Here is an 18,844-nt window from a genome sequence, read left to right on the forward strand (position 1 = left end):
GGCGATGCGGCACCTGCCGGCCCTTGCGATCCTGATCCTGTCGTCTTTGCCGGCCCATGCGCAGGGAATGGGCGGGCTGGATCAGGCCATCGGCGGGGTCGGCCAGAATGCGATCACCATGCTGGTCCTGCTGTCGCTGCTGTCGCTGGCGCCCGCGATGGTGATCACGGTGACCTGTTTTCCGTTCATCGTCACGGTGCTTTCGATATTGCGCCAATCCATCGGATTGCAGCAATCGCCGCCGAACATGCTGATCGTCAGCCTTTCGCTGATGCTGACCTGGTTCGTGATGCAACCCGTGATTGCCGATGTCTGGATGCTGGCCGGCCAACCGCTGCGCGATGGCCTGATCACGATGGAAGAGGCCATCGCCAGGGGCATCCCGCCCATCCGCGCCTTCATCGAGCTGCGCACCGATCCCGGCACCCTCGCCACGCTGTCCGAAATCGCACCCGGCGAGGCGCGCGGCAGCCAGCAGCTTTCCGTCCTGGTCCCCGCCTTCCTGATCAGCGAGATCCAGCGCGCCTTCGAGGTCGGCTTTCTCATCGCCCTGCCCTTCCTGATCATCGACCTGGTTGTTTCAGCGATCCTGATGTCGATGGGCATGATGATGCTGCCCCCCGCCGTGGTGGCGCTGCCGTTCAAGCTGGCGTTCTTCTCGGCCGTCAGCGGATGGGAACTGGTGGCGAATGCCTTGGTCCGAAGCTATCAATGAACCGCATTGGCCCCTTGCGCGACCAGCCAGTCGCGCAGCATCTCTTCGCCCTCGTGCCGTGCAAGGCGGGGCTGGCGGATCAGCGCATAGGTCGAGCCTTGCATCCGCCGGTCCGAGGCCAGCGCCAGGCTGCCCTGACGAATCTCTTCGCGCACGAGGATCTCGGGCACCAGGCCGATACCCATCCCGGCGCGCGCCGCATTGGTCACCATCCCGAAATGCGCAAATCGCGCGCCCCTGGTGATGGTCACGGGGTCGATGCCCGAAACCCCGAACCAGTCCAGCCACAGATGCGGGCGGGTTTCCTGTTGCAGCAGCGGATAGCCTGCCAGCGCGGCATCGGCATCCCCCGCCTGCGCGCGAACCTGCTGCGCAAGGTCGGGACGGGCGACGACGACCAGGAATTCGTCCATCAGGTGGGTCGCCTCGGCGCCGGCAGGGGCCTGGTCAAGATGGTGGATCACCATATCCACCCCCGACCGATGCAGATCGGGCATGTCCAGGCGCGAGGATATGTCGAAACCGATCTGCGGCGCGATCCGATCGAAACCGGCCAGGACCGGGACCAGCCACCGCTCGGCCAGCGTGGGCAGGCAGGCCAGGCGGATGACGTGGTTCGACCCGAAGGCCATCGCGCGCAGGACCGAGCGGTCCAGATGATCCAGGATCGCGGCGGCATCGTCCAGAAAGACCTGCCCCGTATCCGACAGCGCCAGCCGCTGGCGCTTGCGGTGGAAAAGCGCGACACCCATGCGGTTTTCCAGCGAAATCACCGCCCTGCTGACCGCGCTTTGGGTCAGGCCAAGCGCCTTGGCCGCATCGGTCGTGGACAACATGCGGGCGCAGGCGACAAAGGCCTGCAATTCGGAAAGGGTCGGCGTGTAGGCTTTGGCCATGTCTCCACCCTCATGAGCGTCGATCATGAACTAAGGACGGTTTTTCATTTTTCTGCAAGGCGTTCATGGGCTAGATTAGACACAATCCGAATATCAGCTCGACAGGACGCCCATGACCCAGACCGCCCCGCTGAAGCCCAAGGAACGCCCGGAACTGTCCCGCTTCACCTGGTCCGACCCGCTTTTGCTGGAAAACCAGCTTTCCGAGGAAGAGCGCATGCTGCGCGATTCCGCCCGCGCCTATGCGCAGGGCAAGCTGCAACCGCGCGTGATCGCGGCCTATCGCGACGAAAGCACCGACCCCGCAATCTTCGCCGAAATGGGCGAGATGGGCCTGCTGGGCGTCACCATCCCCGAGGAATACGGCGGCATCGGCGCAGGCTATGTCAGCTATGGCCTTGTCGCGCGCGAGGTCGAACGTGTGGACAGCGGCTATCGCAGCATGATGTCGGTCCAATCCAGCCTGGTGATGTATCCGATCTACGCCTACGGGTCCGAGGAACAGCGCCGCAAATACCTGCCGAAACTGGCGGCGGGCGAGTGGATCGGCTGCTTTGGGCTGACCGAACCCGACGCCGGTTCGGACCCCGGCGGGATGCGCACCGTCGCAAAGAAAACGGACGGCGGCTATGTGCTGAACGGATCGAAGATGTGGATCTCGAACAGCCCCATCGCCGACGTTTTCGTGGTCTGGGCAAAATCCGAGGCGCATGGCGGCAAGATCCGCGGTTTTGTGCTGGACAAGGGCGCCAAGGGCCTGTCCTCCCCCAAGATCGAGGGCAAGCTGTCCCTGCGCGCCTCGATCACCGGCGAGATCGTGCTGGACAACGTCGAGGTCGGCGAGGACGCCCTGCTGCCGAATGTCGAGGGGTTGAAGGGACCTTTCGGCTGCCTCAACCGCGCGCGCTATGGCATCGCCTGGGGTTCGATGGGCGCGGCCGAGTTCTGCTTTCACGCCGCGCGCCAATACGGGCTGGACCGCAAGCAATTCGGCAAGCCCTTGGCGCAGACCCAGCTTTTCCAGTTGAAGCTGGCCGATATGGCGACCGAGATCACCCTGGGCCTGCAAGCCGCCCTGCGCGTCGGACGCCTGATGGACGAGGGCGAGGCCGCACCCGAGATGATCAGCATGATCAAACGCAACAACTGCGGCAAGGCACTGCATATCGCGCGCCAAGCCCGCGACATGCACGGCGGCAACGGCATTTCCGAGGAATTCCAGGTCATGCGCCACATGGTCAACCTGGAAACCGTCAACACCTATGAAGGCACCCATGACGTCCACGCGCTGATCCTGGGACGCGCCGTCACGGGGCTGCAAGCCTTCGCCTGATCCCTGCCCCCGCCGCCCTGCGGCGGCGGGGTATTTCGTTAAAATGCTTGGGAAAAAACAGGAACCGGAAACGAATCCTTCATCATTTCCGGCAAATATGGCAGCTATCCGCAACCACGCAATGCCGCCGTCATGTCCTCTTGCATCCCCACCGCACAGGATCCGCCCGACCGCCCGCCGGGGCGCAGCGTCACTTTGGGCCGGGGGCGGATCGTGTCTTTCCTTGCGCTGAAAAGGCGACGATACTGCGGCAGGAAAAACGCGGGCTGTTCTTGCATGAAGCGCTTTCTGGCAGCGATCCTGTCTTGTCTCCTCCCGGTCGTGCTTGCCGCCAAGGAACCCTTGGTGGTCGAGGTCGTGACGGTCCGCGAAGCCTCTCTGACTTACGACACGACCCTTGCAGGTTCGGTCGAGGCGCAGAACAGCGTCGACCTGGGCTTTCGCCAGGGCGGCCGGATCGCGCAGGTTCTGGTGAACGAGGGCGACCGGGTCACGCGCGGGCAGGCGCTCGCGCGAACCGATCCAACCCAGCAGGAGCAGGCGCTGCGGGTCGCACAGGCGGCGCTTGATTCGGCGATGGCGTCCTATCGGCAGGTCAGCCTGGCGCATGAACGCGCGCAGGCGATGTTGCAGCACGGCGTCGGCACACGCGCGGCGCTGGACAATGCCGCGCAGGCGCTGTCCTCGGCCGAGGGGGCGCTGACCCGCGCGCGCACCGCGCAAAGCCAGGCGCAGCGCGCGCTGGACGACACGGTGATCCGCGCCCCGCTGGATGCCCTTGTGACCGCCCGCACCGCCGAGCCGGGGCAGATCGTCGTCGCGGCCCAGCCGGTGATCTCGCTGGCGGCCACGGATGCGCTTGAGGCGGTGTTTGAAACGCCGGACATGCCGCTGCTCGACAATGCGATCGGTGTCCCCGTCTCGATCACCGGCATGGACGCGACGGTGCCGGACATGCTGGCCATCATCGATGAGGTCTCGCCCCTGGTCGATCCGCAGACCGGCGCGGTCACCGTCCGCGCCCATATCGAGGATGCGCCGCAGGACGTGGCCCTGCTGGGCGCTGCCATTCGCGCAACGATTCATTTCCCTGCCGGAATCGGGATCGAGGTGCCCCGAAACGCGCTGACCGCCGCCGGCGACGGTCCCGCCGTCTGGGTCGTCGGGCCGGATATGACGGTCAGCCTCACCCCCGTCGTGATCGAGCGTTTCACCACCGAATCGGTGGTCCTGGCCGAGGGGGTCGGCGCCGGGGACCGGGTCGTGGCCGCGGGGTCGCAACTGCTGTATCCCGGCCGCCTGATCGCGGAAGCGGGGCCGGAATGATGCGCAAGAAACCCGTTCTGCTGTCGGCCCTCGTGGTGCTGGTCCTGGTCGCCGTCGCGGCGGCGCTGTCCTTGGGGCGAAGGGAGCCCGCACCCGCCCCGGCACCCGTCCCCCGCCCGGTGGTGACCGAGACCGTGGACGAAACCCGGCGGGCCGGGCGTTCGATCCCCGGCGTGATCCGGGCACGAATCGAGGTGGATCTGGGTTTCCAGACCATTGGCCGCATCCTTTCGCGCCAGGTGGACGTGGGCGACAGGGTGCAAGAGGGGCAGGTGCTGGCCGCCATCGACCCCGACGACCTTCACGGAAACGTGACCGCCGCCCATGCCGCGGTCGAGGCGGCGCTGGTCCAGTTGAACACCGCCCAGGCCACGGCCGAGCGGGCGCGGGAACTGGCGCGGCGCAACGTGGTTTCGACCGCGCAGCTTGAACAGGCGGAAAACGCCCTGTCGTCGGCCGAGGCCGGTTATAGCCAGGCGCAATCCGAACTGATCCGCGCCCGCGATGCCGAGGGTTACGCCAATATGACCGCGCCCTTCGACGGGGTGATCACGGCGGCCCATCTCAATGCCGGGGCGGTCGTCAGCGCGGGCCAGCCGGTGCTGCGCCTTTCCGCCGATGACGAGCTTGAGGCCGTGATCGACCTGCCCGAAGCCGCCGTCGCCGAAATCCGGCCCGGCGACGGCTTTCAGGTCTGGTCGGACGGCGACCCGCAAACCGTCGTTCAGGCCCATGTCAGGACCATCGAACCAATGGCCGACGCCGCAACCCGCACCCGCCGCGTGCGCCTGTCGCTGACCGGCGAAAGCCGGTTCCGCCTTGGCGCGCTGATCCGCGCACGCCCGGCGACGGGTGGGCAGGACGGCCTGACCATCCCCATCGACGCGCTGGCGGATCCCGACGGCGCCCCCTTCGTCTGGATCGTGCGCGAAACCGGCGGCCAGCGCCGGGTCACCCCGCAGCCCGTCACGACACAAAGCCCCGAGATCGCGGGGCGCATCGCTGTGACCGGCGGCCTTGCCCCCGGCGATGAGATCGTGACCCGCGGGGTCAATTCGCTAAGCGACGGGCAACCTGTCGGGATCAGCGTGAGACCATGACCAGACGTCCCTTCAACCTCTCGGAATGGTCCTTGCAGCACCGCTCTTTCGTGTGGTTCCTGCTGATCCTGGCGATGGTCGCGGGCGCGATCAGCTACAATCGCCTGGGCCGGGAAGAGGACCCGAACTTCACGATCAAGGTCATGGTCATCTCGGCCTCGATGCCCGGCGCAACCATCGAGGATACGCTGGACCAGGTCACCAAGCGCATCGAGAAAAAGCTGGAACAGCTTGACGGGCTGGACTTCACGCGCTCGGTCACGATGCCGGGCACCTCGGTCGTCTATGTCCAGTTGCTGTCCAGCGTAAAGGGCGATGCGGTGGACCGGACATGGACTCGCATCCGCTTCATGATGTCGGATATCTCACATGAGTTTCCGCAGGAATTCAGGGGGTTTTCCTTCGACGACAACTTCGGCGACGTCTTTGGCAATATCTACGCCTTCACCGCCGACGGCTTCAGCCACCGCGAATTGCACGACCGGGTCGAGGATATCCGCAAGCGCGTCCAGGCCCTGCCCGCCGCGGGCAAGACCGAGTTGCTGGGGGTGCAGGACGAGGAAATCCACCTGGAATTTTCCAGCGCCCGCCTGGCCTCGCTGGGGCTGAACCAGATGCAGGTGATCCAGACGCTGGCGACGCAGAACGCCATCTCGCCCTCGGGCGTGATCCAGACGGGGGACGAGCGGGTGCTGGTCCGCGTCGGCGGCCAGTTCGACAGCGCGCAATCCATTGCGGCGGTGAACCTGCGGATCGGCGACCGCTTCTTCAACCTGTCCGACGTGGCGACCGTCAAGCGCGGCTATACCGACCCGCCGTCCGAGATGTTCCGCTATGACGGGCAGGACGCCATCGGGCTGCAAGTCGGCATGGCCGACGGCGGCAACATCCTGAAATTCGGGCAGGAACTGGACGCGCTGATGGCCCGCATCGCGACCGAACTGCCGGTCGGAATCGAGATGGCGAAATTCGCCGACCAGCCCGCCGTGGTCAGCGATGCGGTGGGCCATTTCATCCAGGCGCTGGTCGAGGCGGTGGCCATCGTCCTGATCGTCAGCTTCATCAGCCTGGGCCTGCGCGCCGGGCTGGTGGTGACATTGACGATTCCGCTGGTGCTGGCGATCACCTTCGTCTTCATGGATTATTACGGCATCACCTTGCAACGGGTGTCGCTGGGTGCGCTGATCATCGCGCTGGGCCTGCTGGTCGATGATGCGATGATCGCGATCGAGACGATGATCTCGCGCCTCGAACGCGGCGACGGGATGGAAAAGGCGGCCAGCTACGCCTGGACGTCGATCGCCTTCCCGATGCTGACGGGCACGCTGGTCACCGTGGCGGGGTTTATTCCCATCGGGCTGAACGGGTCGATGGCGGGCGAGTTCACCTTTTCGCTTTTCGTGGTCATCGCGGTTTCGCTGACGGTCAGTTGGTTCGTCGCGGTGCTGTTCGCCCCCCTGCTTGGCGCGACCTTCCTTTCGACCCGTATCACCCCGCATGACGAAACCGGCGGCCTGCTGCGGCGCGGCTTTCGCAGGCTTCTGCTGGTGGCAATGCGCTTCAAATGGGCGACGATTGGCGTGACGCTGGCGATTTTCGCCGTCTCGCTGATCGGGCTGCGCCATGTCGAGCAGCAGTTCTTCCCCACATCCGACCGGACCGAATTGCTGGTGGATGTCAACCAGCGCGCCAATGCCTCGATCGCCAAGACCGCCGCAGACATGCAGCGGCTGGAGGATTTCATCGCCGATCAGGACGAACACCTGTTCCATACGGCCTATGTCGGGCGCGGCGCGCCGCGATTCGTGCTGGCGATGGACCTGTTGACGCCGGGGCCGCATATGGGCCAGGTCCTGATCCAGACCCCGGACCTGCCGTCGCGCGACCGCCTGCGCGACAAGATCGACGATTTCGCCCGCAACCAGTTGATCGGAACAGATATCTACATCAAGAACCTGGAAGTCGGGCCGCCCGTCGGCAAGCCGATCCAGTATCGCGTCAGCGCCAGTTCGACCGGGGCGGCGCGGGACGCCGCGCGTGATCTTGCCACCGTGCTGGCGCAGGACGCGCGGCTGCGCGACATCACGCTGGACTGGAACGAACCCGCGCGCACCGTGCGGCTGATCGTGAACCAGGACAAGGCCCGGCAGCTTGGCATCTCGAACGAGGACATATCCAGTTCGCTCGCCGCCGTGTTCAGCGGCACCATCATCACCCAGTTGCGCGACGCCAATCATCTGGTCGATGTCGTCGCGCGCGGGGAAGAGGCCGACCGCCAGTCGCTGGAACCCTTGCGCAACCTGCAACTTGCGACGCCCACCGGCACGCCGATCCCGCTGGCCGCGCTGGCGACGCTGGAATACGGGACCGAACAGCCCCTGATCATGCAGCGCGACGGCAGGCCCACGGTCACGGTGATGGCCGCCATCGCATCGGACGACCAGCCCGCCACGCTGGTCGCGGGGTTGCAGCCGATCATCGACGATTACGCGCAAAACCTGCCGCCGGGCATCGACATCGCCCTTGGCGGCACGGTCGAGAACTCGGCCGAAAGCCAGGAACCCATCGCCGCCGTGGTGCCGGTGATGCTGCTGATCATCGCGTTGCTGGTCATGGTGCAGATGCAGGGCTTCCGGCTAAGCTTCATCGTCTTTGCCGCAGCACCCTTCGGGTTGATCGGCGTCGTGGCCGTGCTGCTGCCCTTTGGCGTGCCGATGGGCTTCGTCGCCATCCTGGGGGTGCTTGCGCTGATCGGCATCCTGATCCGCAACTCGATCATCCTGGTGCATGAGGTGCAGATGCTGATCGAAGCCGGCCATTCGCGGTGGGAGTCCGTCTTTCTTGGCACCGACAGCCGCGTGCGCCCGATCCTGCTGACGGCGGCGGCGGCCTCGCTGGCGCTGATCCCGATCTCTCGGCAAGTGTTCTGGGGACCGATGGCCTATGCGATGATGGGCGGGATCATCGCCGGAACGCTGGTCACGCTGGTCTTCCTGCCTGCGCTTTATTGCGCGGTCTTCAGGGTCGCGCCCCAGGACGGCCCGGCGGACCATCGATGACGGCCGGAACATGAAGGGAAAGGCGATGAAACAACCGGGCGGGATCGTTCTGGCGCTGGTGTTCTGCACGGCGGTTTGGGCGGATGACGGCTCGCTGGCCGGGCCGGAACTGGACCCCGACGACACGCCCCTGCCCGCTGACGTCGAATGGGACTGGCGGCCTGGAGACCTGATTTTCCGAAACGGCGTCAACCGGATAGACGAGTCGATCAAGCGCAGCCTTGGCCTGGAATGGGCCTCGGTCGGGATATTGCGGCCCGGCAGCGGCGGGCCGCGCGTGGTTCATGTCGATCAGTCGGGCGGCGTGACCGAAGACCTGCTATATGAATATGTCGAGGGGCTTTCACCGGGCGAATACGCCGTTTATCGCACCCGCGATCATGCCCCCGATTACGAACCCGAAACGGACCAGATGCAGGCCGGACCGATGGCAGGTTTCGCGCTCGCCATTGCCTATGGCGCGCCCCATGACGACGAATTCCTGTTCGGCAACGGCGCCTTCTACAATGCGGAACTGGCTTATGAAGCTGCGCTGAACGCCGCGATCGTCCTGGGTCCGCCCACCCGGCTGCGCGACCTGATCGACGACCCCGATGATCTGGACGACGCCCTTCGCAACCTTTTGGAAACACACCGATATTGCCGTTACGAACTGACCTTTGGCGATTGCTGGACCCATGATCTGGGGGACCTGTCCATCGTCACGACCGACAGCATGATCGCATCCGGCGCGCTGGACCGGGTTTTCCCCTGACTGCGCCCTCCGGCGCGGGCGGTCTGAACGCGGTCCGCCCCACCAACGCCCATGACCCAAGGAGCCGAATCCATGCGCATGTATCAGGTCGACGCCTTCACCGACCGGCTTTTTTCGGGCAATCCCGCCGCCGTTCTGGTGCTTGAGGACTGGCCGCCCGACGATCTGATGCTGGCGATCACGCAGGAAAACAACCTTGCCGAGACCGCCTTCGTCAAACCCCGCCCCGATGGAACATGGGATCTGCGCTGGTTCGCCCCCGCGCATGAGGTCGATTTCTGCGGTCACGCCACCCTGGCCACGGCCCATATCCTGTTCACGAAACACGCGGTTCCGCCCACGCTGGTCTTTCACACCCGCGTCGGCGAATTGCGCGTATCAAGGGGCGCCGGGGGATACCGGCTGGACATTCCGCGCCTGGCCCCCGAAGCAATCCCCTGCCTGCCGCAGGAAATCGCGGGGGTTTTCCCCGCCCCGCCCGCCGCCATCTTCCGCAATTTCGAGAATATCTTTGCCGATCTGGGCAGCGCCGGGGCCGTTCGCGGCTTCGATCCCGATCTGGCGGCAATCGCCCGGCTGGGTTCTGTCGGCCTGGCGATCACGGGGCGGGAATCCGACGGCGAACCGGCGGATTTCGTCTCGCGCTATTTCGCGCCGGGCGCAGGCATCCCCGAAGATCCGGTCACCGGGTCGATCCACGCAACGCTTGTGCCCTATTGGGCGAAAAAGCTGGGCCGCAACAAGCTGCTGGCCCGGCAGGCATCCGCGCGCGGCGGATGGCTGGGTTGCGAATTGACGCAGGATCGCGTCCTGCTGGAAGGCCATGCGGTGACCTTCTTCGAGGCAAGGATTTCCCTGTCCTGACCACCCCGCGCCCTCAGTCGCGAAGCTTTCGCCGAAACGGTCCAGCCGCACGGGGTCGAGATAGCGCGTAAGGTCGCGCGGGCGGTCCTGCGCGATGCAGCGCAGGGTCGAGATGCTGACCGACAGCGGCTTGTTCCTGCCCCGACGGCTTCTCGGCCCCCAAGCGCCCCGTGCCCTCAGTCGGTCGCGGCGATCTCGGCGGCGAAGCTTTCGCCGAAACGGTCCAGCCGCGCGGGGTCGAGATAGCGCGAAAGGTCGCGCGGGCGGTCCTGCGCGATGCGGCGCAGGGTCGAGGTGCTGACCGACAGCGGCTTGTCCGTGCCCCCCTCGCCCCGGCCCAGCCTTAGCTGCGCCTCTTGCAGACGGTCGAACAATTCACCCGCCGGACGCCCGGCCAGCGCGCGGCGCGCCGGATGCAGCGCCGGGGCGTCCCCGGCGATCACCTCAAGGAACTGCGCGCCATAGCTTTGCAGCTTCTTCGCGCCGACGCCGCTGATCCGCGCCATCTGGTCCAGGGTGGCGGGGCGGACCGTCGCCATCTCGATCAGGGTGCGGTCGGGGAAGATGACATAGGCGGGGACGCGCTGCGCCTCGGCCAGTTCGCGGCGCCTGGCCTTGAGCGCGGCCAGAAGCGGCGCGTCCTCTTCGGCGACCATTTCGCGCGGGGTATAGGCCGGGCGGGCGGCGCGGACCAGGTCGCGGCGCAGGGTGATCGCGACCTCGCCGCGCAGGACGGGATGGGCGGATTGGGTGATGGCCAGCCCGCCGTGCTTGGCCGGGTCGGGGCGGATCAGGTCGCGGCCCAGCATCTGGCGGATGACGGCCTGCCAAGCGCTGCGCGACAGTTCGCGCCCGCAGCCGAAGGTGGGCAGGTGGTCGTGGCCGCGGGCGGTGACCTTTTCGGTCGCATTGCCCAGCAGAATGTCGATGACATGGCCCGCGCCGAAGTTTTCGCCGGTGCGCAGGATGGCCGACAGGACCTTGCGCACCGGCTGGGTCGCGTCGAAGGTTTCGGGCGGGGTCTCGCAAATGTCGCAGTTGCCGCAAGGGCCTGATTGCTCGCCGAAATAGGCCAGCAACTGCTGGCGGCGGCAGGTCACGGCATCGGCCAGCCCCAGCAGGGTGTTCAGCCGCGCGTGATCGGCCAGTTTGCGGTCGGGCGGGGCCAGCCCCTCGTCGATCTGGGTGCGGCGCAGGCGGATGTCGTCGGGACCGAACAGCGTCAGCGTATCCGCAGGCGCGCCATCGCGTCCGGCACGGCCGATTTCCTGATAATAGGCCTCGATGGATTTGGGCAGGTCGGCATGGGCGACCCAGCGGATGTCGGGCTTGTCGATGCCCATGCCAAAGGCCACGGTCGCGGTGACGATCAGCCCGTCCTCGCGCTGGAAAAGGGCCTCGACCTCGCGGCGCTGCGCCGGGTCCATCCCGCCGTGATAGGCGACGGCGTTGAGGCCCGCATCGTTCAGCGCGGCGGCCAGCGTTTCGGTCTTGGCGCGGGTGCCGCAATAGACGATGCCCGACTGCCCGCGCCGGGCCTGGGCATAGTCGAGGATCTGCTTGCGCGGCCCGTCCTTGGGCTGGAAGGCCAGCCGGATATTGGGCCGGTCGAAGCCCCGCAGGAAGGTCAGGGGCGCGGCCTGCCCGAACAGGCGCTGGACGATCTCGCCCTGCGTCTCGGCATCGGCGGTGGCGGTGAAGGCGGCAAGCGGCACGTCCAGCGTGGCGCGCAATTCGCCGATGCGCAGGTAATCGGGGCGGAAATCGTGGCCCCACTGGCTGACGCAATGCGCCTCATCGACCGCAATCGCGGTGACGCCCGCGCGCCGCAGCATCGGCAGGGTGCCGCCCGAGGCCAGCCGCTCGGGCGCCATGTAGAGCAGCTTCAGCCCGCCCTCGCGCAGGGCGTCGAAGACCTCGCGCGTTTCATCCTCGGTATTGGCGCTGGTCAGGGCGCCGGCGCTGACGCCCGCTTCGCGCAGGGCGCGGACCTGGTCGCGGATCAGCGCGATCAGGGGCGAGATCACCACCGTCACGCCGTCGCGCATCAGCGCGGGCAGTTGATAGCACAGCGACTTGCCCCCGCCGGTCGGCATGATCGCCAGAACGTCGCGGCCCTGGGCAACGGCATTGACGATTTCTTCCTGACCGGGGCGGAAGGCGTCGAAGCCGAAGACCTGCCGCAGAAGGGGCGCGGCGGACATGATCAGAAGCTATAGAACCACTGCGCGTTGTTTTGCAGCATTCTTTGCAGGACGATGATGACGACGAAGACCACCAGCGGCGCAAGGTCCAGCCCGCCGGTATTGGGCAGCATCGACCGCACCGGGGCATAGATCGGCTCAAGCAGGCGCGAAAGGCCGTTCCAGATCTGCCAGACCAGCGGCTGGCGCAGGTTCAGCACCTGGAAGTTGATCAGCCACGACATGATGATATGCGCGATCATGACGAACCAGATCACGTTCAGGATCAGCATGAGGGTTTCGTATAATGTCCACATGGGCCTTGTCTCCGACTGCGCCGGACGACTGGTAGGGCACCATCCGGCGCTGTGCAACCCCGCCATGCCGCAGGGTCGCGGTTGACCGGCCCGGCGGGCGCGGCTTAGGTCGGGCGGAAGAAGGGGGTTTTCCATGTATCCGCTGCTGCGCCTGACGACCGAGATGATGCTGGCCCGCAAGGCCCGCCCGCTGTCGCCGTTTCAGGCGCATGTGTCCACGCACCGCTGCTGGCCGTGGGACCTGGATCCGTGGATCGAGCTGAACAACGGCCGCACCCTGACGCTTTACGACCTTGGCCGCCTGCCGATGGCCGCGCGCACCGGCATGATCGGGATCATGCGCCGCAACCGCTGGTCGATCACGGTCGCGGGCAACTCGGTCCGCTACCGGCGGCGCATCCGGGCGTTCGATCGCTTCACGATGGTCACGCGCCTGCATGGCTGGGACGAACGGTTCTTCTATCTGGACCAGAGCATCTGGCGGCGCGGCGAATGCGCCAACCACATGCTGCTGCGCGGCGCGATCACCTCGGATGCGGGGATCGTCGCGCCCGAGCGCCTGTTTCAGGCGGGCGGCATGGACACCGGCAGCCCGCCCCTGCCCGGCTGGGTGCAGGCGTGGATCCGGGCCGATGCCGAACGCCCCTGGCCCCCGGCGCTGGCCGGGATCGGTCCCGATGCGCGGACCGGCGACCTGCCCCCCGAGTCCCGACAACGCGAAACCGGACGTTGAAGCCCGCGCCGGTTTCTGGCGTAATGCCGCGGGACGAAGGTGACGGGAATCGCGGTCTTGGACAGGAAACGCATCTGGGGCTGGTGGTTTTTCGATTGGGCAAGCCAGCCCTACGCCACGCTGCTGATGACCTTCATCTTCCCGATCTATTACACCGAGGCCGCCCGCACCCATTTCACCGCCCTTGGCCAAACCCCCGAGCAGGCGGGCGCCAGCGCGCAGACGCTTTGGGGCTACGGGCTGGCGATCTCGGGCGCGGTGATCGCGCTGCTCGCGCCGGTGCTTGGCAGCATCGCGGATGCCTCGGGGCGGCGGAGGCTGTGGATCTGGCTGTTTTCGGCCCTCTACGTCATCGGCGCGGCGGGGCTGTGGGTGCTGCTGCCGGATGGCCGGAACCTGGTCCTTGCGGTGGTGTTTTTCGGCATCGGCCTGATCGGGATGGAGTTCACAACGATCTTCACCAACGCCCTTCTGCCCGGCCTTGCGCCGCGCGACGACATCGGGCGCATATCGGGGTCGGGCTTTGCCTTCGGCTATCTGGGCGGGCTGGTCGCGCTGGCGCTGGTCCTGTTGCTGTTGGCCGAAAACGCGCAGACCGGGCGGACGCTGGCGGGCATCGCCCCGATCCTGGGACTGGACCCCGTGCTGCGCGAGGGCACGCGCGCCGCCGGTCCCCTGACGGCGCTGTGGTATGTCGTCTTCATGATCCCCTTCGCGCTTTGGGTGCGCGAACCGGCTGCGCGCGGGGGGTTGCGCATCGGCGCGGCGATGGCGGGGCTGTGGCGCCTGATCGCCAGCCTGCGCAGCCGCCGCTCGCTGGCGATGTGGCTGCTGTCGTCGATGTTTTCGCGCGACGCGCTGAACGCGCTTTACGCCTTTGGCGGGGTCTACGCCGCCTCGGTCCTTGGCTGGCCGGTGATCCTTGCGGGGGTGTTCGGCGTGGTCAGCGCGCTGTCTGCCGCGGTGATAAGCTGGCTGGGCGGGCGCGCGGACAGCCGTTGGGGGCCGCGCCCGGTGATCATGGCATGCTCGGTGATCCTGACGGGGGTTTGCGTCCTGGTCGTGGGGATGACCCGCCAATCCATCTTCGGCATTGCCCTGCCCCCCGGATCATGGCTGCCCGACGCGCTGTTCTTTGCCTGCGGCGCGGTGATCGGCGGCGCGGGGGGCGCGTTGCAATCAGCCTCGCGCACGTTGATGGTGCGCCACACCACGCCCGAGCGCGCGGCCGAGGTCTTTGGCCTTTACGCGCTGTCGGGCAAGGCCACGGCCTTCCTTGCCCCCTTCCTGATCGCATTGGTCACCGATCTCAGCGGCAACCAGCATATCGGCATCTCTCCGCTGATCGTGATGTTCCTTCTGTCGATCTTGCTGCTAATGTGGGTCGAACCAGACGGAGAATCCCGCAGTGACCCGTAAAGCAGTGATCCGCAACCTTGCCAAAGCCGCCGCCTTCGCCCTGCTGTCGCTGCCCCTTGCGGGCACGGCCAATGCGGACCCGCTGGCCAAGGACGTCTTTGGCAACACGCCCGGCCCGACGGCGGGCCAGCCGGTCGCCATCGGCTTTTATTCCAAGGGCTGCATCTCGGGCGCGGTGCAACTGCCCGAAAGCGGGCCGACATGGCAATCCATGCGCCTGTCGCGCAACCGCGACTGGGGCCATCCGCAGATGATCGACTTCCTGGTCGGCCTGTCGCGCGCGGCCCGGCAAGCGGGATGGCAGGGCCTTTACATCGGCGACATCAGCCAGCCGCGCGGGGGGCCGATGCTGTCGGGCCACGCCAGCCACCAGATGGGGCTGGACGCCGATATCTGGATGCTGCCGCCCTCGTCGCTGAACCTGTCGCGCCAACAGCGTGAAAGCCTGTCCTCGGTCTCGGTCGTGAACGGGCGCGGCACCGGGCTGTCGGGCCATTGGAACCCCGGCCACATGGCGATCATCCGCGCCGCCGCCAGCGATCCGCGGGTCGAGCGCATCCTGGTCGATCCGGTGGTGAAGGTCGAGATGTGCCGGGCCGAGACCGGCAACCGCGCCTATCTGCGCAAGATCCGCCCGATCAACAACCACGACTATCACTTCCACGTCCGGCTTGCCTGCCCGCAAGGCTCGGTCTGCGAAAGGCAGGACCCGCCCCCGCAAGGCGACGGCTGCGCCGAGGCCGCCGAATGGATCGCGAACCGCATCGACCCCAGCCGGGTCAAGCCGGTGCCGCCCGACCCGAATTATCGCCACCCCCGGACCTTCCGCCTTAGCGAGTTGCCCCGACAATGCCATCAGGTCGGGACCGCCCGCTGATCCTTTCGCGCCGCCTTGCCCTGCCCGCCACCCGCCTTCTGGGCGTGGTGGCGGTGCTGATGATGGCGTTGCCGCTGGTGGCGGGCGGCAGCAACCGGCCCGAGGATACGCCCGCCGACCCCCCTGCGGTCAGCCATGTCGCCACCTATGCCTGGCGCATGGACGACCCCGATTTCGGCGGCTTTTCGGGGATCGAGATCACGCAGGACGGCCAGCATTTCCACGCCGTTTCCGACCGCGGCACGATCCGCTGGGGCACCATCGAGCGTGACGAACAGGGGCGCATCACCCGGATGCGGGCCGAGGGCCGGACCCATCTGCGCGATGCCGCCGGCAAGCCCCTGCCCAAGGGCCGCCCCGCCGATGCCGAAGGCATCGCCATCGCCCCCGACGGCACGATCTGGATCAGCTTCGAGGGCGTGGCCCGCGTCGTGCGCTACGACACCCCCGAAAGCCCGGCCCGTCCCCTGCCCCGCCCGGATGCATTCGCGCGGATGCAGGTCAATTCCTCGCTCGAAGCCCTGGCAATCGACGATCAGGGCACGATCTACACGCTGCCCGAACGCTCGGGTGCGCTGAGGCGGCCCTTTCCGGTCTGGCGCTGGCGGGACGGGGAATGGGACCAGCCCTTTGCCATCCCGCGCAGCGGCAACTGGCTGGCGGTCGGCGCGGATTTCGGCCCCGACGGGCGTTTCTACCTGCTGGAGCGCGACTTCATGGGCCTTCTGGGCTTCCTGTCGCGCGTCCGCCGCTTCGACCTGACCGAAAACGGTGCGGAAAACGAAACGATCCTGCTGCAAACCCGGCCCCTGCAATATGACAATCTGGAAGGCATCTCGGTCTGGGACGACGGGCAGGGCATTCGCATCACCATGATCTCGGACGACAATTTCCACTTTCTGCAACGCACCCAGATCGTGGAATACCGCGTCGCCGAACAGGGGGCGGTCCGCCAGCCTTGACAAGCCGGGGCGGCGGGGACTATCGCGCGCTGTCCGCCGATGGCGGGCCGAGTTCTCCGCAACCTTGTAAAACGGTGATATATCCATGCCCCGCTATTTTCCCGGCATCATCGTCATGGCCGCGACCGTCGTGGCCTCGAACATCCTCGTGCAATTCCTGCTGGGCGACTGGCTGACATGGGGGGCGCTGACCTATCCCTTCGCCTTCCTGGTCACGGATGTGATGAACCGCGTCTATGGGCTGGCCGCCGCGCGCCGCGTGGTGCTGGCCGGTTTTATCGTGGGCGTGATCTGTTCCGTGGCCGCCGCCGGGATGAACGCCACGACGCTGCGGATCGCGCTGGCTTCGGGCACGGCGTTCCTGACGGCGCAGATGCTGGACGTCTGGGTCTTCGACCGGCTGCGCAACCGGGTCTGGTGGACGGCGCCCCTTGTCTCGACCCTGATCGGATCGGTGACGGATACGGCGATCTTCTTCACCATCGCCTTTTCAACGCCGCTTTCCTTCATCGACCCCGGTGCCGATATCGCCTGGGCCAACGAGATCCTGCCCGTCCTTGGCCACGGCCCCGCCGCCCCCCTGTGGGTGTCGCTGGCGCTGGCCGACTGGCTGGTCAAGCTGGCGCTGGCCGTGCTTTCCCTTGCGCCTTTCCGCATCATCGTCATCAACATCTTGCGACGCCGGGCCGAAATCTGATTGACAGACCACTTTTATCTGTCACGCTGCGAGGACAACGGCAACATTTTGAAAGGAGGTGGTCCAGTGTCGAGAGTGATGGTGGAGAGAGGTGTCGGGACAGTCAGGGGGGCCGTGGCCTGAGGGCAGCCCCAAGGGTCGTAAACCCTGACTGGGAACGGTAGGCACCAACCCTAACCGGACCATCTCCGAAGAACTCGCGGGCCGTCCCTTGCCGGGGCGGCCCGTCGTTTTGCAGGCAGGGCGTATCGGGCCGCGCGCATCGGCTATTGATTCCTTGCCGCGCCGCGCCTTTTATGGGCGCGACAACATGGAAGGAAGCGACATGCCGAAAACCGCAACCCCGATCCCCCTTGCCCTGGCGGCCGTGCTGCTTGGGGCCGCGCCGGTCCTTGCCAGCGATCCCGCAAGCTGCGGCACCGTGCGCCTGTCCGATCCGGGCTGGACGGATATCACGGCGACGAACGGCGTCGCCTCGGCCCTGCTGGAGGGGCTGGGATACGGCGTGGACATTCCCACCCTGTCCGTTCCCATCGGCTACGAGGCGCTGAAGAACGGCGAAACCGACGTCTTCCTGGGCAATTGGATGCCCGCGCAGCAATCCTTCCGCGACGACCTGGACGCCTCGGGCCTGATCGACGAGCTGGTCGTGAACCTTGAAGGCGTTCGCTTCACGCTGGCCGTCTCGGCCCCCGGCGCCGCGCTTGGCGTTGCCGATTTCGCCGACCTGGACGCCCATCGCGACGCCTTCGGGGGCCAGGTCTACGGGATCGAGCCGGGCGCGCCCGCCAACCAGTTGATCGCCGGCATGATCGAGGCGGACAAGTTCGGCCTGGGCGATTGGGAACTGGTCGAATCCAGCGAACAGGGAATGCTGGCGCAGGTGGCGCGCAACGATGCCGCGGGCACGCCGACCGTTTTCCTCGCGTGGGAGCCGCATCCGATGAACCTGAATTTCGAGATCACCTATCTGACCGGCGGGGATGAGGAATTCGGCCCGAATTTCGGCTCGGCCTCGATCCACACGCTGGCGCGCAAGGAATGGGTCGCCGAATGCCCCAATGCCGCGCGGCTGTTTACGCAACTGGTCTTTGAAACCGAGATGGAAAACCAGTTGATCGCGGAAATTCTGGACAACGGCACCGATCCGCGCGACGCGGCAAAGGAATGGATCGCCGCCAATCCGCAGGTGCTGGACACCTGGCTTGACGGCGTGACCACGCTGGACGGTCAGCCGGGCGCCGATGCAATGAGGGCGTCGCTGAATTGAAGCCCAACATCCTGATCCTGATGGCGGATCAACTGTCGGGGGTGCTTTTCCCCGACGGTCCCGCCGATTTCCTGCATGTGCCGAACCTGCGGCGGCTGGCCGCGCGCTCCACGCGCTTTGCCAACGCCTATACCGGCAGCCCGCTTTGCGCGCCGGGCCGGGCCAGCTTCATGTCCGGGCAGTTGCCGCGCCGCACGCGGGTCTATGACAACGCGGCCGAGTTCGCATCCGACATCCCGACCTATGCCCATCACCTGCGCCGGGCGGGTTACCAGACCTGCCTTTCGGGCAAGATGCATTTCGTCGGCCCCGACCAGATGCACGGGTTCGAGGAGCGGC

At 66.6% G+C, this 18,844-nt stretch carries 17 protein-coding genes; 14 read left to right on the plus strand and 3 right to left on the minus strand.

The window, feature by feature from the left end; all coding sequences use genetic code 11:
• Positions 1-4 precede the first annotated feature (4 nt).
• A complete protein-coding gene (locus tag Q0O97_RS13340) occupies positions 5-715 on the plus strand; it encodes a flagellar type III secretion system pore protein FliP (RefSeq protein ID WP_294930127.1) in 711 nt (236 codons plus the stop codon).
• Here Q0O97_RS13340 and Q0O97_RS13345 read toward each other — a convergent pair.
• A complete protein-coding gene (locus Q0O97_RS13345; protein ID WP_294930130.1) occupies positions 709-1,611 on the minus strand; it encodes a LysR substrate-binding domain-containing protein in 903 nt (300 codons plus the stop codon). The genes Q0O97_RS13340 and Q0O97_RS13345 overlap by 7 nt on opposite strands.
• A 112-nt stretch (positions 1,612-1,723) precedes the next feature.
• Here Q0O97_RS13345 and Q0O97_RS13350 point away from each other — a divergent pair, with 112 nt between their 5' ends.
• From Q0O97_RS13350 to Q0O97_RS13375, 6 genes are all read left to right on the plus strand, one after another.
• A complete protein-coding gene (locus Q0O97_RS13350) occupies positions 1,724-2,944 on the plus strand; it encodes an acyl-CoA dehydrogenase (protein WP_294930133.1) in 1,221 nt (406 codons plus the stop codon).
• Positions 2,945-3,220: 276 nt separating this feature from the next.
• A complete protein-coding gene (locus Q0O97_RS13355; RefSeq protein WP_294930136.1) occupies positions 3,221-4,270 on the plus strand; it encodes an efflux RND transporter periplasmic adaptor subunit in 1,050 nt (349 codons plus the stop codon).
• Positions 4,267-5,370 carry an efflux RND transporter periplasmic adaptor subunit gene (locus tag Q0O97_RS13360; protein WP_294930138.1) on the plus strand — a complete coding sequence of 368 codons (1,104 nt, stop codon included), beginning with the start codon at positions 4,267-4,269 and terminating at the stop codon, positions 5,368-5,370. The genes Q0O97_RS13355 and Q0O97_RS13360 overlap by 4 nt, the downstream gene beginning before the upstream one ends.
• Positions 5,367-8,429, plus strand: coding sequence for an efflux RND transporter permease subunit (locus tag Q0O97_RS13365; protein ID WP_294930141.1), 3,063 nt, complete (start codon positions 5,367-5,369; stop codon positions 8,427-8,429). Before Q0O97_RS13360 ends, Q0O97_RS13365 begins: the two co-directional genes overlap by 4 nt.
• Before the next feature lie 25 nt (positions 8,430-8,454).
• A complete protein-coding gene (locus tag Q0O97_RS13370; protein ID WP_294930144.1) occupies positions 8,455-9,183 on the plus strand; it encodes a peptidoglycan peptidase in 729 nt (242 codons plus the stop codon).
• Between the two features lie 72 nt (positions 9,184-9,255).
• The gene (locus Q0O97_RS13375) at positions 9,256-10,047 is read left to right on the plus strand and encodes a PhzF family phenazine biosynthesis protein (RefSeq protein ID WP_294930147.1); all 792 of its coding nucleotides are present in this window, start codon (positions 9,256-9,258) and stop codon (positions 10,045-10,047) included.
• Between the two features lie 176 nt (positions 10,048-10,223).
• Here the strand turns inward: Q0O97_RS13375 and recQ are convergent, their stop codons facing one another.
• Both recQ and Q0O97_RS13385 read right to left on the minus strand, forming a co-directional pair.
• Positions 10,224-12,251, minus strand: coding sequence for a DNA helicase RecQ (gene recQ, locus Q0O97_RS13380; RefSeq protein ID WP_294930150.1), 2,028 nt, complete (start codon positions 12,249-12,251; stop codon positions 10,224-10,226).
• 2 nt (positions 12,252-12,253) lie between these two features.
• Entirely contained in the window at positions 12,254-12,547 is a 294-nt protein-coding gene (locus tag Q0O97_RS13385) for a YggT family protein (RefSeq protein ID WP_294930153.1), read from the minus strand.
• A 133-nt stretch (positions 12,548-12,680) separates the two neighbouring features.
• Between Q0O97_RS13385 and Q0O97_RS13390 the strand changes: the two genes are divergently transcribed.
• The 7 genes from Q0O97_RS13390 to Q0O97_RS13420 all read left to right on the plus strand — a co-directional run.
• Positions 12,681-13,280 (plus strand): acyl-CoA thioesterase, encoded by a 600-nt coding sequence (locus tag Q0O97_RS13390; protein WP_294930155.1) that lies wholly within the window; start codon positions 12,681-12,683, stop codon positions 13,278-13,280.
• 57 nt (positions 13,281-13,337) lie between these two features.
• Positions 13,338-14,699: an MFS transporter gene (locus Q0O97_RS13395; protein WP_294930158.1), complete on the plus strand. Its 1,362-nt coding sequence runs from the start codon at positions 13,338-13,340 to the stop codon at positions 14,697-14,699.
• 40 nt (positions 14,700-14,739) lie between these two features.
• On the plus strand, positions 14,740-15,576 hold the full coding sequence (gene mepA, locus Q0O97_RS13400; protein ID WP_294930177.1) for a penicillin-insensitive murein endopeptidase: 837 nt from the start codon (positions 14,740-14,742) through the stop codon (positions 15,574-15,576).
• Complete coding sequence (locus Q0O97_RS13405; RefSeq protein ID WP_294930161.1) at positions 15,549-16,538, plus strand: esterase-like activity of phytase family protein; 990 nt, start codon at positions 15,549-15,551, stop codon at positions 16,536-16,538. The genes mepA and Q0O97_RS13405 overlap by 28 nt, the downstream gene beginning before the upstream one ends.
• Positions 16,539-16,623: 85 nt before the next feature.
• A complete protein-coding gene (locus tag Q0O97_RS13410; RefSeq protein ID WP_294930164.1) occupies positions 16,624-17,235 on the plus strand; it encodes a queuosine precursor transporter in 612 nt (203 codons plus the stop codon).
• Positions 17,236-17,560: 325 nt separating this feature from the next.
• Complete coding sequence (gene choX / locus Q0O97_RS13415; RefSeq protein ID WP_294930167.1) at positions 17,561-18,505, plus strand: choline ABC transporter substrate-binding protein; 945 nt, start codon at positions 17,561-17,563, stop codon at positions 18,503-18,505.
• A 20-nt stretch (positions 18,506-18,525) separates the two neighbouring features.
• A partial coding sequence (locus Q0O97_RS13420; protein WP_294930181.1) for a sulfatase-like hydrolase/transferase occupies positions 18,526-18,844 on the plus strand: 319 nt, incomplete at its 3' end.

Origin of the sequence: uncultured Paracoccus sp., assembly GCF_945915435.1 — a bacterium.
Classification (GTDB): Bacteria; Pseudomonadota; Alphaproteobacteria; order Rhodobacterales; family Rhodobacteraceae; genus Paracoccus.

What these genes read in the sequence shown, in the direction of transcription:
- Q0O97_RS13360 (WP_294930138.1), top strand. Translation starts at nt 4,267, where the DNA reads ATGATGCGCAAGAAACCCGTTCTGCTGTCGGCCCTCGTGGTGCTGGTC.
- Q0O97_RS13385 (WP_294930153.1), bottom strand. Translation starts at nt 12,547, where the DNA reads ATGTGGACATTATACGAAACCCTCATGCTGATCCTGAACGTGATCTGG.
- choX (WP_294930167.1), top strand. Translation starts at nt 17,561, where the DNA reads ATGCCGAAAACCGCAACCCCGATCCCCCTTGCCCTGGCGGCCGTGCTG.
- Q0O97_RS13410 (WP_294930164.1), top strand. Translation starts at nt 16,624, where the DNA reads ATGCCCCGCTATTTTCCCGGCATCATCGTCATGGCCGCGACCGTCGTG.
- Q0O97_RS13375 (WP_294930147.1), top strand. Translation starts at nt 9,256, where the DNA reads ATGCGCATGTATCAGGTCGACGCCTTCACCGACCGGCTTTTTTCGGGC.
- Q0O97_RS13370 (WP_294930144.1), top strand. Translation starts at nt 8,455, where the DNA reads ATGAAACAACCGGGCGGGATCGTTCTGGCGCTGGTGTTCTGCACGGCG.
- Q0O97_RS13355 (WP_294930136.1), top strand. Translation starts at nt 3,221, where the DNA reads ATGAAGCGCTTTCTGGCAGCGATCCTGTCTTGTCTCCTCCCGGTCGTG.
- Q0O97_RS13405 (WP_294930161.1), top strand. Translation starts at nt 15,549, where the DNA reads ATGCCATCAGGTCGGGACCGCCCGCTGATCCTTTCGCGCCGCCTTGCC.
- Q0O97_RS13390 (WP_294930155.1), top strand. Translation starts at nt 12,681, where the DNA reads ATGTATCCGCTGCTGCGCCTGACGACCGAGATGATGCTGGCCCGCAAG.
- recQ (WP_294930150.1), bottom strand. Translation starts at nt 12,251, where the DNA reads ATGTCCGCCGCGCCCCTTCTGCGGCAGGTCTTCGGCTTCGACGCCTTC.
- Q0O97_RS13365 (WP_294930141.1), top strand. Translation starts at nt 5,367, where the DNA reads ATGACCAGACGTCCCTTCAACCTCTCGGAATGGTCCTTGCAGCACCGC.
- Q0O97_RS13350 (WP_294930133.1), top strand. Translation starts at nt 1,724, where the DNA reads ATGACCCAGACCGCCCCGCTGAAGCCCAAGGAACGCCCGGAACTGTCC.
- Q0O97_RS13345 (WP_294930130.1), bottom strand. Translation starts at nt 1,611, where the DNA reads ATGGCCAAAGCCTACACGCCGACCCTTTCCGAATTGCAGGCCTTTGTC.
- Q0O97_RS13340 (WP_294930127.1), top strand. Translation starts at nt 5, where the DNA reads ATGCGGCACCTGCCGGCCCTTGCGATCCTGATCCTGTCGTCTTTGCCG.